Genomic DNA, 13,744 nt, shown 5'->3' on the forward strand with positions numbered 1-13,744 from the left:
CGTCAACATCACCCGCAGCCGCCTCGGACGCCTCACCCGCCAAGGCTTCCTCACCCAACCCGGACGAGGCCGCTACCAGAAACGGACTTAACACCCACTGAGAGGGCGGTATGAGACTAGATAGGAGTTTTGTCGTCACCTGAATGTGTGGCGGTGTGGCATCCCGGCCGGTCGGCGGCCATGGGCATGTTGGGCTGGGCACCGTGAGCGAGCGCAAGCCCTACAAGACCGACGTGAGCGACGAGCAGTGGGCGCTGGTCGAGCCGGTGATCGCCGCGTGGAAGGCCGCGCATCCCTCGGTCAGCGGCCATCAGGGCCGGTACGCGATGCGGGAGATCGTCAACGCGCTGCTCTACTAGGGCCGCACCGGCTGTCAGTGGGAACTACTCCCGCACGATTTTCCGCCGGCCGGCGCGGTGAAGTACTACTTCTACACCTGGCGTGACGACGGCATCGACCAGACCATTCACGACCTGCTGCGCTGGCAGGTGCGGGAAATGGCGCGTCGGAAGGCGGACCCGAGCCTGGTGGTGCTCGACACCCAGAGCGTGCACGCGGCGGCCGGGGTGCCCGCGCAGTCGACGGGGCGTGATGCGGCAAAAAAAGTACCGGGCCGCAAGCGCGGCCTGGCCGTTGACGTTATGGGACTGGTGATCGCGGTAGTCGTGGCGGCCGCCTCTGCGCACGAGAACGCCGTCGGCATCACACTGCTGGACAAGGTCGCTGCCGACACCGACACCGTGCAGAAGGCCCTGGTCGACCAGGGCTTCAAGAACGCCGTCGTCGCGCACGGTCAAAAGGTGGGCATCGAGGTGGAGATCGTCGAGCGCGATCCCACGCAGACCGGGTTCGTTCCCCAGGCCAGGCGGTGGGTCGTGGAACGCGCCTATGGGATCTTGATGCTGCACCGCAGGCTGGTGCGCGACTAGGAGCACCTGCCCCGCAGTTCGGAGTCGCGGGTGTACTGGGCGATGACCGCGGTGATACTGCGACGGCTGACCGCGGCGACCATACCCGCCTGGCGCACCGCATGACCGGCGGGGAGCTGACGCTCGGCGCAGTGCTGGCACGACTGGAGGAGCGGGAACGCGAGATCGCCGCGCAGGCCGAGACGACGCGGGAACAGATCACGCAGCTGACCGCCCAGCTCGACGAACTCGGCCGGGCCGCCGAAGAAGTCCGGATCACCCGCAAGACGCTGCTGGCGCTGCCGGACCCGCAACCGCCCGCGCCGCCGGCGCTGAAACTGCCGGACCACCCGGCCTACCGGCAGATCATGACGGTGTTCACCGCGGCCGACCATCCGCTGCGTGCGCGGCAGGTGTGCGAGGCGATGGACCTGGAGATCGCGCCCAACAACGTCCGCCTCAAGCTCAAGCGGCTGGCCGACCGCCGAATCCTGGCCGAAACCGAGCCAGGACTGTTCACCAGACCACGACAGCAATCGCCCGGAATTCAGCCCTGACCAGCACGCCTACTCGAGGGCCATGGCCGAGTCGGCCGATGCCTCACAGCCCATCGCCTCGGACGGCGCGGTCTTGATGCTGCCCGGAGCCCAGCCGAGGAGTTCCTCGAAGCTTCGGGCAACGGTCGGGGTGGGCAGGTCCCCACGGCCGCGTTCGAAGGTCCTGATGGTCGCCTCACTCAGCCAGGTGCGGCGCGCGAGTTCACGCTCCGAGATGCCTTCGGCTTCACGGAACTCGATGAGGGCTCTCGCCAGCCGTGTCGAATCCTCTCCACTCATGACCGCAGTATGTCGCCGAACCCGGGCCGGGATGGCCCTCTTGCTCGGTCCCATGCCAGGGCACCGGTCCGCGGCAACACGCCCACCAGGCCGAATCCCAGTCGATTTTTTCGCCCTCGCCTTGCAACCGGCACTCGTTAACAGCCCTGATCTGCACGCCAATCCCCTAGCAGAGTAGATACAAGGCAAAAACTCGCATACCGCCCTCTAAGTGGGTGGTTCGTAAGGCGATGTCCTTTTCTGGCTGAGGTGGGAGCAAGGCGGCTGGTGGAGGTTGTGTCGGCTATTGCTTCCGGGTGAAGTTGCCGGTGTCGGCCTCGGCAAGGATCCCGAGTTTGACCAGGCGTTTCAGCTTGGCGCGGGTGCCTTCGACGTTCTTCGGCAGCAGTTCGTGGCCGAGGGCTTCGCAGACGTCCTTGGCCCGTAGCGGCCCGGTCGCGTGGTTGAAGGCGGCGAGGATGCGGGGGTAGTCCGGATGCTCGGGCAGCTCCGGCGCGACGGCCGGGAGCCGGTCGGCGAGGCCGGTGACGGTCTTGCGGGTGATCGCGAGGTGCTCCAGGTGGGTCTCGGCCTCCCGCAGCCTGGTCTGCAGGTCGTCGATCTGTGCGCGGAGTTCGTCGGCCAGGGCCCGGGCGGCGTCTTCCTGGAGGTCCAGGGCGTCGAGCAGGGGCCGGAGGTTCACGCGGGCACCGCCTGCGGCTCGCGCCAGGTGGGTGCGTTCGCGCCGGTGAGGCGTCGGGTCATGACGTGGGTCATCGCCCAGTAGACGCGGGAGGCGGAGGAGGATGAGCGGTGCTCGTAGTCGCGGACCAGGCGCCGGTGCAGTATCAGGATCCCGTAGGTCTGCTCGACCCTCCACCGCTTCGGCTGTGGCACGAACCCCTTGACCTGCGGGTTGCGTTGGACGATCTCGACGTCGATCCCCAGGCCGGCGCCGTGTGCGACGACCTGGTTCTTGAAGCCCTGGTCGACCAGGGCTTTGCGGACGGTTCCGCCGGCGTGCTCGGCGACCTGGTCCAGCAGGAGATTTCCCGCGGCGTTGTCGTGGGTGTTCGCAGCGAGGACGACGACCGCGATGACCAGGCCGAGGACGTCCACGGCAAGGCCCCGCTTGCGGCCGGGCACCCGCTTGGCCGGATCATGGCCACTCGTGGAGACGGGGACCCCGGCGGCCACATGGACACTCTGGGTGTCCAGCACCACCAGGGTCGGGTCCTCTAATCGTCGGGCGCGTTCGCGGACCTGGCAGCGCAGGAGTTCATGGATGACCTGGTCGGTCCCGTCGTCCCGCCAGGCGGCGAAGTAGTAGTACGTCGCGCTCTTCTGCGGCAGGTCGTGCGGGAGATAGGCCCACTGGCAACCGGTCCGTCCCTGATAGAGGATCGCGTTCACGATCTCCCGCATGTCGTAGGCGCCCTGATGGCCGCTGACCGAGCGGTGCCGGTCCTTCCACGCGGTGATCACCGGCTCGACCAACGACCACTGCTCGTCCGATAAGTCACTCGGGTACGACTTGCGTTCACTCACCCGGCCACATCAGCAGATCACCAACCGCGGACCGGCAGATTCCGCCCCGCCGCCACACGATCAGGCGACAGCAGATCCCATCAAAGACTCACGAACCGCCCACTAAGACCACCAACGCCAACACCACGAACAACACACTGCTCTACGAGTACGACGACCTCGGCCGCAAGACCGGCATGTGGCAGACCGACAAAACGGATACCAACAAGCTGGCGGCCTGGACATTCGACACACTCGCCAAGGGACAGCCAGACACGTCCGTCCGTTACGACGGCGGATTGGCAGGCAAGGCCTACACCCAGAAGGTCACCGCATACGACAACCTGTACCAGGCCACCGGAAGCCAGCTGCTCCTGCCAGACACCGATCCACTGGTGACCGCGGGCGTACCCAAGACGCTGTCCTTCACCACGGGCTACAACCTGGACGGGACCGTCAGCCAGTCCGGCGCACCGGCTGCGGCAGGCCTCGCGGCGGAGACCGTCTCCTACACATACAACGCCCTCGGGCAGCAGCTCACTTCCAAGGGCAACACCGGCTACCTCCAGGCCGCCGCCTTCTCCCCCCAGGGCGACCTGCGCCAGCTCACCCTGGGCATGGACGGCACTACGTCGGCGAAGAAGGCGTACCTCACCTGGATCTATGAGAACGGCACCCGCCGCCTCACCCGGGCCCAGACCACGGACGACGTCCACAGCTACCCGATCCAGGACCTGAACTTTACTCAGGACGACGCGGGCAACGTCACCTCCATCTTCGACATCACCACCCTGGGCGGCACGGCCAAGGCCGACTCCCAATGCTTCGCCTACGACGGCCACCGCCGTCTGACAGAGGCTTGGACCCCGAAGACCGCAGACTGCTCCGCCTCCGGCCGCGTGATGTCCAACATCGACGGAGTGGCTCCGTACTGGACGTCGTTCACCTACAACGGGGCCGGCCAACGCACGACGGAGACGCAGCACAAGCCCTCGGGCGACGAGCTCACCACGCTCGCGTACAACGAAGCGACGGACAACAGACAGCACACGCTGGACAAGACGACCGGTGCCCGATCCGGAAGCTACATCTACGACAACAGCGGCAATACGATCTCCCGCCCCGGTCCCAGCGCCGAACAGACGCTGGCCTGGAACACCGAGGGGAAGCTGAGCAAGCTCGTCGAAAGCACGAAGGAGACCAACTACCTCTACGACGCGGGCGGCGAACTGCTGATCCGTAGGGCCAAGGGAGATGGCGACACTGTCCTTTACGTGGGCGGCACGGAGGTGCGCCTGACGGTCAAGGGCACGACGAAGACGCTCTCCGGAACGCGTTACTACACCGCCAACGGACAGACAATCGCCGTGCGCACGGCCGTCTCGGGCACGTCGGGCACCAAGCTGAGCTTCCTGGCCGCCGACCACCACGGCACATCCAGCGTCGCTCTGGATGCGAGCACGTACGCGGTCACCAAGCGCTACAGCACGCCGTTCGGTGAGTCACGAGGCACGAAGGCGACGAACTGGCCCGACGACAAGGCATTCCTGGGCAAGCCGGCCGATGGCTCGACAGGGCTGACGCATGTGGGAGCACGCGAATACGATCCGGCGATCGGCCAATTCATCAGCGTTGACCCCCTGCTTGAGGTCGACAGGCACCAGACGCTGAATGGATACAGTTACGGTGCTCAGAGCCCCATCACCGAGTCCGACCCCACCGGTATGGGACTCGCATGCGGAGGCGAATTCCCGGCCTGCCCGACGCACCCTGACGGGACACCAGGCAACGGCCAGCCCATCGAGACTGTCGACAACGACAATGGTACCGCCGGCACGGCCAGCACCAGCAGCTCCGGGAACACCAACAGCGGCGACGACGCTGGGTGTTGGCCGATTTATACCTGCGGCGCGCAGGAAGGTCCGGCTGACAACGTCAACAACATGGGCAATGGCGGACCCGATATTCCATCCTTCTGGGATAATCTTGCGGCTTCCTTTTCTCAGGGACCACTAGCCGCTCTTCTTTCGGGAGACCCTGATGAGGCTTGGGATCGTCTTAACCCGACGTGCCCTAATCCCGCTGTATGCGAGCCAGCCACCGGTACAGTCGATGTCGGGTTCGGACCCTCACTACTCGCCAGGACAGCCACCAAGGCGACCTCCAAGCAACTCGCAGCGCAGGTAGAAGTCCTGTTCCTGAAGAAAATTGCAGGCAAGGGCCGAGCCGCCCTGGCTGGATCGTTGGAATTGGAAGGAAGATCGCCGATGCTACTGCTGGCGACAAGCGGGACGCACCAGCAGACGGGACTCGTTCCCATAGTAGGAGGGAAGGGAAACCCAGCCCGCTACAAGGCCACTGCTACTGGTAATAACCCCCGCACAAATGACACCGAATATAAGATGCTCACCTACATAGCCAATCAACTGGGTGAACCATCAAGCATCAAGGGCAGTCTCACGCTTCACTCATCACAACAGGCCTGCACATCCTGCACGCCGGTAATCGGACAATTCAGTCAGGAATTCCCGAACATTCGGATAAATTACACATCCGGTAGATCGTAGGGGTCAAATTCTGGAGGTCTCGATCGAGACCTCCAGAATTCATGTATAATGGCAAAGTGACAACAGACATAAAAAACCTGTGGAGCCCTGCTCACCAGGCCGTTGAAGATGGAGACGCGGTCGAGTTGGCTCGACTTTTGGATTCCGGCGTGAATCCGGATGAAGTTTGCTGCGGAATGACGCTATTGGCTCATGCTGTTGACTATGAAGCCGACACGGCCATCCAGTCCGGTCAGGAAATGGAGGTCACCCTTATTGCTATTCTCCTGGCATACGGAGCATCTCCGCGAATTTCGATTGACGCAGGGAAAACTCCCTTGGAGCTGGCGAACGAATATCAGCACGCGGCAGCCAGGAGACTGCTTCAACGCTTCATGTAACGATGTGACCGGTCAAGATGTGGAGCTTGGCCCCGGGTTTGGACCAGTCGATCGCCCCTACGGCGCCCAGCCGGTCGAGGACTTCGTTGTGGAGGCGCCGCCACAAGCCGGCTCTTGTCCAGGCGGCAAACCGGCGGGGCGCAGTGGCCGGGCTCACGCCAAAGCAGGGCGGCAGGCGACGCCAAGCACACGACGTGGTCAGCGCATACACGATCGCGCAGAACACTTTACGGTCCGCCACCGGAGCTGTTCCGCCGCCCTGCCGACGCGGCTGGAACGGTGGTATCAGCGGCGCCGCAATCTCCCACAGCCCGTCAGGAACGAGATCGCGCTCAAGATCCACAGCCATGGTTGGCGATCATGCCTCACAGTGGCTACGCCCGATGTCGGCCCGTCCGAGAGCGGCAGCTGCCCAGCCCGGTCTTCTAACTGGCTGTTCGCTATCCGCTCGCGTGGTCGGCGGGGTTCGAACAGCATGCTGATTCGGGTGAGTTGGCCGGTCGGCAGGCATGGAAGAAGGGCCTCTTGGTAGCTCGCGGTTGTCGAGTCCAGCGAGAAGCAAGAGGCCCTGTTGTCGAAGTGTCGCGTGGTCAGCGTTGCCGGGTCCAGTCCGTCCACTCCTGGGTGTGACTGTCTCGCCCACAGGTTCGGGAACGCGGCCGACCGGCCGGATCGCCGGCCCCGATACGGCTCGGACATGAGCGATGCCGAGTGGTTCCTGGTGCGGGATCTGCTGCCGGTTCCGGGTTGGCTGGCGGGTCGGGGCGGCCGTCCGGAGGGGTACTGCCACCGGCAGATGATCGACGCAGTGCGTTACGTCGTCGACAACGGCATCAAGTGGCGGGCGATGCCCGCGGACTTCCCGCCCTGGCCTCGGGTGTATGCCTTCTTCGCCCGCTGGCGGGATACGGGGCTGGTGAGCGAACTGCATGAACGCCTGCACCAGGCGGTCCGCCGGGCAGAGGGCCGGGCACCGGAGCCGAGTGCGGCGGTCATCGATTCCCAGTCGGTGAAGGGGGATGCCACCGTGGCTTACGGCTCACGGGGCTTCGATGCTGGGAAGAAGATCAACGGGCGCAAGCGGCACCTGCTCACCGACACCCTCGGACTCCTGCTGGACGTAGCTGTCACGCCGGCGTCCACCACCGACCGGGATGCTGCCCGCATCCTGCTGCCCACGGCGAGGAGCCGTTTGCGACGGCTTTCGAAGATCTGGGCGGACGGCGGTTACCGCGGCCACCTCCAGGACTGGGCTGCCCAGCACCTCGGACTCGTCCTCGACGTCGTCCGCCGCCACGAAGACGTCCAAGGTTTTCAGGTCTTGCCCCGCCGCTGGGTCGTGGAAAGATCCTTCGCCTGGCTCCTGCGCAGCCGACGCCTGGTCCGGGACTACGAACGACGCACCGACACCAGCGAAGCCGTCATCCGGTGGTCGATGATCGCACTCATGAACCGCCGCCTGGCCGTCCGACAGCGTCAGCATCCTGGGTCTGCTCCGATGCCGACAGCGTGAACCGTCCCGGCTTCATCTCCACCAGCCGGCCCCGTTCCACCAGCCTCTTCAGACGTGCTCTCGCGCCCTCGACGCGGGAAGCGGACGCGCTGTCCCAGCCGAGCACCACCGCTGCCCGCCGGGCACCGAGCCCATCGGCTCCCGCGTCCCCCGCGGCGGCCATTACCGCCTGGTAGTCCACCGACAGGTCCTCGACCCCGGCCGCGTTCTCCCGGTGCGGCACCGCCCGTCGCGGCCCGACCGGCCTCCTGCGCGACACGACGGTCACCTCCGCGGGCCTCTCCTCCTCGGCCAGTGCCTCCAGATACTGCTCGAGACCGATCACCCGGCGCCTGAGTGCGTGTTTCTGATCCCCAGGTCCGAGTGACCTTGGGTCCTACGCTGGCGTGGTGTCCGAGGACGCCAGACAGACCGGGGAGAGGATCTGCGGTGGCTGCGGTGAACGGCTGAGGCCGGAAGCCCAGCCCCGGGCTGTCTTCTGCTCGTCGGCCTGTCGGGCCAGGCAGTGGCGGACTGCACAGCGGTTGCGCAGGCGCCTGGCGGCCGTCCGGAGCGGTGTCGGCGAGGCGGAGTGTCCGGAGTGCGGAGTGCGGTGGGTGGCAGAAGTCGATCGCCGATCGGACGCCCTGTACTGCTCGCCACGGTGTCGTACGAGGGCTTGGCGCAAGAGGCAGGCTGCGTTCGCGTAGGCGTCACCGTGACGGCTTCGCGAACGCCGCACCGGAGACGTCCTGATCGTCCGTCAACTACCTTCCAGTAAGGCTTGTTTAGCCGGAATCGGAGGGTCCAGACTGGCGCCACTTCGCATGCCGGTGTCACCGTCGGCGTCAGCCGCCCCCGGCATGCAGGGGTGGTGATCGCCATGCCCAGCATGATCGGGTCGGTCAGCCAGACCCGCTACGAGCAGATCGTCGCCGAACTGCGTGAAGTCGTCGAACAGCAGAGCCGGGGCTCGTTCACGATCGGTGACCGCGCCCTGGAAGTCGAGCCGGTCAGGCCCAGCGGGGGCGTCCCGGACGCCGAATGGACGATCAAGCAGTCCCTGATGCGGCTGGCCGAGGACATCGGCCTGACGTTCAGCACGGTCAAGAACGCCAGGTGGGCCGCATCACGCTGGCCGAAAGAGCAGCGTCAGACGGGTGTGTCGTTCTCGATCCACCGCATCCTGGCGCGGATCGAGGATGACGAGGAGCGGTTCGCAGCGGTCAAGACCCCGCCCGAGGGCAGACCACGGTGGACAGCAGACGACGCGAAGCGGCGCGTAGGGTGGACGGTCGACAGCCCGGAGACGCCACAGGAGAAGATCACCGCCATTCACCACCTGGCCCAGGACGAGGAAGTGGCCGCGACGGTGACCACCGATTTCCTGAAGCGTCCGCAGGTCGCGGCGAAAGTCTCCACGGAGAACAAAGTCCGGGCGGTGGAGGAGTTCACGCGGGACGAGAAGGTCGCGGCGACCGCCGCGACCAGCCTGCTGCGCAGGCCCGACATCGCGTTCAAGGCGATGGGCGACGACACCGCCCGCTACCAGGTCAACCATGCCCAGAACGAACGCAGCCGACAGGCCCGCGAGGACTTCGACCACACCAGCCCCGTCGCTCCGGCGGTGAGGCACATCGAGCGGAGCATGGAGTTCCTGGACCTGGTCACGGCCCTCCACTCCTTCGTCGCGGCCGCCGGCCGGATCGTCCCGAGCCTGCGCAACCACGTCTTCGGCGACGACGAGCGCACGATCGTGCACGAGAACGTCGCCCGCTGCCGCGCGACCCTCGACTGGGTCGAGACGGCCGTGGACACGGGCAAGGTCGACGTCGATGACGAACTGGCGCGTCTGCTGAAGGATGAGTAAGCATGCCCCGCGCCTCACGGCGGCGGGGCGACGCAGCCAGACGCCACGCGGACACCGTCCGGTTCGTGCTGTTCGAGGCCAGACCCGTCGGCCTTGAGTTCCGGCAGCTGGTGCGCGCCAGCGACCTTTCACCCAGTCAGGTCCGTGCCGGACTGGCGGCGTTGAAGGAGCAGGCGGCGGAGAAGGGCTGGCCCCCGCTGACCTGGACCAGGGAGGCCGGCTACCAGCTGGGGGCGGAGCAGGCGGTGCTGGAGGCATACGAACGGGCGGTGGTCAGGGAGAAGCTGACCGAGTTCCGCAGGTTCATCACCGGCACCGTCGTCCCGCACGCTGCCGCTCACCCGGGCGACAAGTGGATCCGCCACATCGTCGCCCAGCTCAACTCGATCGAGTCCACTCTCGACCTCATCGCCAGCTCCTGACCTGCGGTGGGGCGTCCTGCGGGCGGCCCCGCCGCACTAGTTCGAAGGCACCCTGCCATGCGTCGCCGTCGCTACCCCTCGGACACCACCAATGCCGAATGGGCATTGCTCGAAGGGCTGCTTCCCACCCCGGCCTGCGAGACCAGCAGGGGCGGCCGGCCGGAGAAGCATCCCCCGCCGCGAGATCGTCGACGCGATCCGCTACGTCGTCGACACCGGCTGCAAGTGGCGGGCCCTTCCCTCCGACTACCCGCCCTGGCGCACGGTCTGGGGATTCATGGCCCGCTGGGCCGCGGCCGGGATCATCGGCCAGATCCGGGACCAGTTGGCAAGCCGGATCCGCCGGGACATAGGCAAAGGCCCCCGAGCAGTTGCCACCGTCATCGACTCCCAGAGCGTGAAAGCCGCCGAGACCGTCTCCAAGGCCACCCGCGGCTACGACGCAGGCAAGAAAATCAACGGCCGCAAGCGCCACCTGGTCGTCGACACCCGCGGCCTGCCCCTCATGGTCATGGTCACCCCCGCCGACCTGCACGACGCCGCAGCCGCCAAGGAAGTCCTCTTCCGCCTGCGGCTGATGCACCCCGAGATCACGATCGTTTGGGCCGACTCCGCATACGCCGGAAAGCTCGTCGGCTGGGCGAAACAGCACCTCAACCTCACCATCAAACCCGTCAGCCGCCCCAAGGACGCCTCCGGCTTCGTCGTGCTGCCCCGCCGCTGGGTCGTCGAACGGAGCCTTGCCTGGATGATGCACGCCCGCCGCCACGCGAGGGACTACGAACGCCTCATCCAGCACTCCGAAACACTGATCACCTGGGCTGCCATCACCCTCATGACCAGGCGTCTCGCACGCAAAGGCGCCACCCCGAGCTGGCCGAGGAACCATGCGCCGACCGACGTCTGAGCGAGTTCCGATTCCTGGTCAGGAGACCCATGATCTCGGCGCTGCATTTCGTCCCGGACGCAAGCAGCCGGGCATCCAGACCGGGAGGGAGCCGGGAAGGAACTGTGGTGAGCTGATCACCTCGAGACTCCGCAACTCTGCGCCAAGTGGCGCGGTGGAGGTGTAGCACCCGCGAGCGCCGCCGCGCCACTCGGCATGGCGTTGGCGACCGTCAAGCGCAGCGACGACCAGATGGGCTTCGTCGTGCTGCCGCGCCCAGACAGTCGATGTGGCCGTCGACCTTGACCGGCCTTTCTTTAGCTGCCACATTTGTGCTGCATTCCATAATCCAGCACAGTGTGCCACAATCCGGCACGGAACTTTATGGGAGGAATGTTCGTGGCAGTCACGGCAGGCCCCGCCGGGTGGTGTCCTGCTCACCCCGCAGCGGTGGCAGCCGTTCTTCGTCGGCGGCGCCAGCCGCATCCGGGCGTGTGCAGCGGGGCACGCCGGGCGAACCTGGCTCTCCTCAAGCAGCACCACCTCATGGGGCGGGGCACCGAACTCCAAGGCATGCACCACGCAGTCCAGATGCTCTCGACCCGTCCACTGGTCGCCGGAGTACACCGCGAGCCCGGGTTACCCGTCAGCGTCCGCCTTCGATCGGACACGCCAGCCCTCGCCTGAGTGCGGGCCGCCCGTCCTGATCCGCGTCATTCACGACCATCCCGCACATAGGCACGCAGTTGAAGACGTGCACGCCTGTGTCGCCGCGATGCACACCCCTCGATGAACAACAGCGCACAAAGGCTCGGAGACATGTCCCGCTTGACTCATCTGACCAGCCCCTTCCAACTCGGGAAGCTCACAGTGCGCAATCGCATCGTGAGCACCCCGCACACCACGCGCTTTCCTCGGGATGGCTACATCACCGACGACTACATCGATTACTACAGGGAGAAGGCGCGCGGCGGTGTTGGCCTGCTCCAGTGCTTTGGCAGCATGACCGTGCACCCCTCCTCCCCGTACCAGGACTGGGGCACCGTCAAGAACTGGGACGACTCCTCGCTGCCGACCTTCGAGAAGTTCGCCGAGGAGATGCACCGCTGGGGCGCGAAGGTGATGGCCCAGATCACACACCGCGGCCGCCGTGGCAACGGATCGGTCACGGAGCAGGCGCTGGTGGCCCCCTCCCCCGTTCCGGAGAAAGTCAGCCGTACGGTGCCGAGAGCCCTGCGGGTCGACGAGATCAGGGAGATCGTGGCCGCGTACGCCGCAGCCGCCCGCCGGCTGCAACGGGCAGGGTTCGACGGCGCGGAGATCTCCGGCTACGCCAGGCACCTCATCGACCAGTTCTGGTCGCCGCAGATCAACCAGCGTGACGATGAGTACGGTGGCTCGTTCGTCAACCGGATGCGTTTCGGCGTCGAGGTCATCGAATCGGTGCGGGAAGCCGTCGGCAGCGATTTCACCGTCGGACTGCGGATCAGCGGCGACGAGCTGATTCCGGGGGGCAGAGGCATCGAGGGCGCCAAGGAAATCGTCGCCTACCTCGACCAGCTCGGCTGCCTCGACTACTTCAGCGTGGCGGGTGCGACAGGGGAACCGGTGAGCATCGGGCACAGGGTGATCCCCGCGTTCGACGCACCTCAGGGCGTGTACGCCCAGTACGCCGCCGAAGTGAGGAAGGCGACCGACCTGCCGGTGCTCTACACCGGCAGGGTCAGCGACCCCGAGTTCGCCGACAGCCTCATCGCCGACGGCATCTGCGATCTGGTGGGCATGACCAGAGCGCTGATCGCGGACCCGCATCTGCCGAACAAGGTTGCCGCGGATGCCCTCCAGGACGTCAAGCCATGTGTCGCCATGCAGCAGGGATGCGTCGGCCGGGGGCCACAGGGCCTCTACACCGGCTGCACGCACAACCCCGTCATCGGACGCGAGAAGGAACTCGTAGACATCGCACCCGCCCGGACGACCCGGCGTGTCCTCGTCATCGGTGGCGGGCCCGGCGGACTGGAGGCCGCACGGGTGGCGAGTTCGCGGGGACACCAAGTGACCCTGCTGGAGGCACGGCCGTTCCTCGGCGGGCGGGTGGCCATCAGCTCACGCGCACCGATGCGCCCCGAGTGGGGCCACTCGATCGACTGGCTGGTGCGCCAGGTGCGCGAGGCCGGCGTCGAGGTGCGCACGGGTGTTGAAGCCAACGCGAGGTTGGTCGCCGAGTTCGATCCCGACGCTGTCGTCGTCGCGACCGGCAGCACGCCGCACCTCCCGCAGCTTCCAGGCGCTGATCTGCTGGGAGTGATCACCGCCGAGGACGTGTTCGCCCATCCGCCGCAGCTGGCCACGGGCGCATCCTGCCTCGTGATCGACCTGTTCGGGAACGCCGAGGCCGGCCTGGCGGCGCACGCACTGGCCGTCACCGGCAGCCGCGTGCGCATCCTCACCCCGTATCACATGATCGCCGAGATGGAGGAGAAGTCCACGCGCGAACCTGTGTACGACAACCTCTGTCGTGCGGGCGTGGAGATCATCACTGATCAGGAAGTCGTCGCCATCCGACCGGGCGACTCGCTCACTGTGGATCTTGAGCAGGTCTACACGAGGGACGCCGGCAGCATCGAGGGACTGGAGCTGGTCGTTTTCAGCGACGGCGCCAGGCCGCGCGATGGTCTGTACGAGGAACTGAGGCCAGGGCCGTGGGAAACCCATCTCGTCGGGGACGCCGTGGCTCCGCGGGGCATCCTCGAAGCGATGCTGGAGGCGACCAGGGTCGCGCGCCAGCTGTGACATGCGGTGCCCCAGGCCGACACGGATATCTCTACGGCCGATGCGTGGCCCGGTATGTGCCTGGTGCCGTGAGGTGTGGCTGGG

Annotated in this window: 10 protein-coding genes and 4 pseudogenes; 9 read left to right on the top strand and 5 right to left on the bottom strand. The window is 66.3% G+C overall.

Going from position 1 to position 13,744, the window contains the following annotated elements:
- Window positions 1-203: 203 nt before the first annotated feature.
- Both ADK36_RS00030 and ADK36_RS00035 read left to right on the top strand, forming a co-directional pair.
- Window positions 204-1,034: pseudogene (locus ADK36_RS00030) on the top strand (IS5 family transposase).
- On the top strand, window positions 1,031-1,465 hold the full coding sequence (locus ADK36_RS00035; protein WP_048579858.1) for a hypothetical protein: 435 nt from the start codon (window positions 1,031-1,033) through the stop codon (window positions 1,463-1,465). Before ADK36_RS00030 ends, ADK36_RS00035 begins: the two are co-directional and overlap by 4 nt.
- 9 nt (window positions 1,466-1,474) lie before the next feature.
- Here ADK36_RS00035 and ADK36_RS00040 read toward each other — a convergent pair whose 3' ends face one another.
- From ADK36_RS00040 to ADK36_RS00050, 3 genes are all read right to left on the bottom strand, one after another.
- Complete coding sequence (locus tag ADK36_RS00040) at window positions 1,475-1,744, bottom strand: helix-turn-helix domain-containing protein (RefSeq protein WP_048579857.1); 270 nt, start codon at window positions 1,742-1,744, stop codon at window positions 1,475-1,477.
- Window positions 1,745-2,027: 283 nt separating this feature from the next.
- The gene (locus ADK36_RS00045; protein ID WP_053195844.1) at window positions 2,028-2,426 is read right to left on the bottom strand and encodes a hypothetical protein; all 399 of its coding nucleotides are present in this window, start codon (window positions 2,424-2,426) and stop codon (window positions 2,028-2,030) included.
- Window positions 2,423-3,271, bottom strand: a complete 849-nt coding sequence (locus ADK36_RS00050) for an IS5 family transposase (RefSeq protein ID WP_053195846.1) — start codon at window positions 3,269-3,271, stop codon at window positions 2,423-2,425. Before ADK36_RS00050 ends, ADK36_RS00045 begins: the two co-directional genes overlap by 4 nt.
- Before the next feature lie 176 nt (window positions 3,272-3,447).
- Here ADK36_RS00050 and ADK36_RS51355 point away from each other — a divergent pair, with 176 nt between their 5' ends.
- Together ADK36_RS51355 and ADK36_RS45570 are read left to right on the top strand one after the other, a co-directional pair.
- Entirely contained in the window at window positions 3,448-5,817 is a 2,370-nt protein-coding gene (locus ADK36_RS51355) for an RHS repeat-associated core domain-containing protein (protein WP_078942630.1), read from the top strand.
- A gap of 56 nt (window positions 5,818-5,873) precedes the next feature.
- Window positions 5,874-6,197, top strand: coding sequence for an ankyrin repeat domain-containing protein (locus tag ADK36_RS45570; RefSeq protein WP_234329603.1), 324 nt, complete (start codon window positions 5,874-5,876; stop codon window positions 6,195-6,197).
- A gap of 10 nt (window positions 6,198-6,207) precedes the next feature.
- On the opposite strand, the pseudogene ADK36_RS45575 reads toward ADK36_RS45570, so the two are convergent.
- Window positions 6,208-6,546: pseudogene (locus ADK36_RS45575) on the bottom strand (transposase); the annotation flags it as partial.
- Between the two features lie 348 nt (window positions 6,547-6,894).
- On the opposite strand from ADK36_RS45575, the gene ADK36_RS00060 reads away from it, so the two are divergent.
- Window positions 6,895-7,710 carry an IS5 family transposase gene (locus tag ADK36_RS00060; RefSeq protein WP_107083623.1) on the top strand — a complete coding sequence of 272 codons (816 nt, stop codon included), beginning with the start codon at window positions 6,895-6,897 and terminating at the stop codon, window positions 7,708-7,710.
- Here ADK36_RS00060 and ADK36_RS45585 read toward each other — a convergent pair.
- Window positions 7,643-8,050: pseudogene (locus ADK36_RS45585) on the bottom strand (hypothetical protein); the annotation flags it as partial. The gene ADK36_RS00060 and the pseudogene ADK36_RS45585 sit on opposite strands and share 68 nt — an antisense overlap.
- A gap of 522 nt (window positions 8,051-8,572) precedes the next feature.
- Here ADK36_RS45585 and ADK36_RS00065 point away from each other — a divergent pair.
- The 4 genes and pseudogenes from ADK36_RS00065 (at window position 8,573) to ADK36_RS00080 (ending at window position 13,660) form a co-directional block, all read left to right on the top strand.
- Window positions 8,573-9,559 (top strand): DUF6192 family protein, encoded by a 987-nt coding sequence (locus ADK36_RS00065; protein WP_048579855.1) that lies wholly within the window; start codon window positions 8,573-8,575, stop codon window positions 9,557-9,559.
- A gap of 2 nt (window positions 9,560-9,561) precedes the next feature.
- Window positions 9,562-9,981: a hypothetical protein gene (locus tag ADK36_RS00070; protein WP_048579854.1), complete on the top strand. Its 420-nt coding sequence runs from the start codon at window positions 9,562-9,564 to the stop codon at window positions 9,979-9,981.
- A gap of 57 nt (window positions 9,982-10,038) precedes the next feature.
- A pseudogene (locus ADK36_RS00075) lies at window positions 10,039-10,888 on the top strand (IS5 family transposase).
- Between the two features lie 798 nt (window positions 10,889-11,686).
- The gene (locus tag ADK36_RS00080) at window positions 11,687-13,660 is read left to right on the top strand and encodes an FAD-dependent oxidoreductase (protein WP_053195849.1); all 1,974 of its coding nucleotides are present in this window, start codon (window positions 11,687-11,689) and stop codon (window positions 13,658-13,660) included.
- The last annotated feature ends 84 nt before the right edge of the window (window positions 13,661-13,744 follow it).

The organism is Streptomyces viridochromogenes, from assembly GCF_001270495.1.
Lineage (GTDB): Bacteria > Actinomycetota > Actinomycetes > Streptomycetales > Streptomycetaceae > Streptomyces > Streptomyces viridochromogenes_A.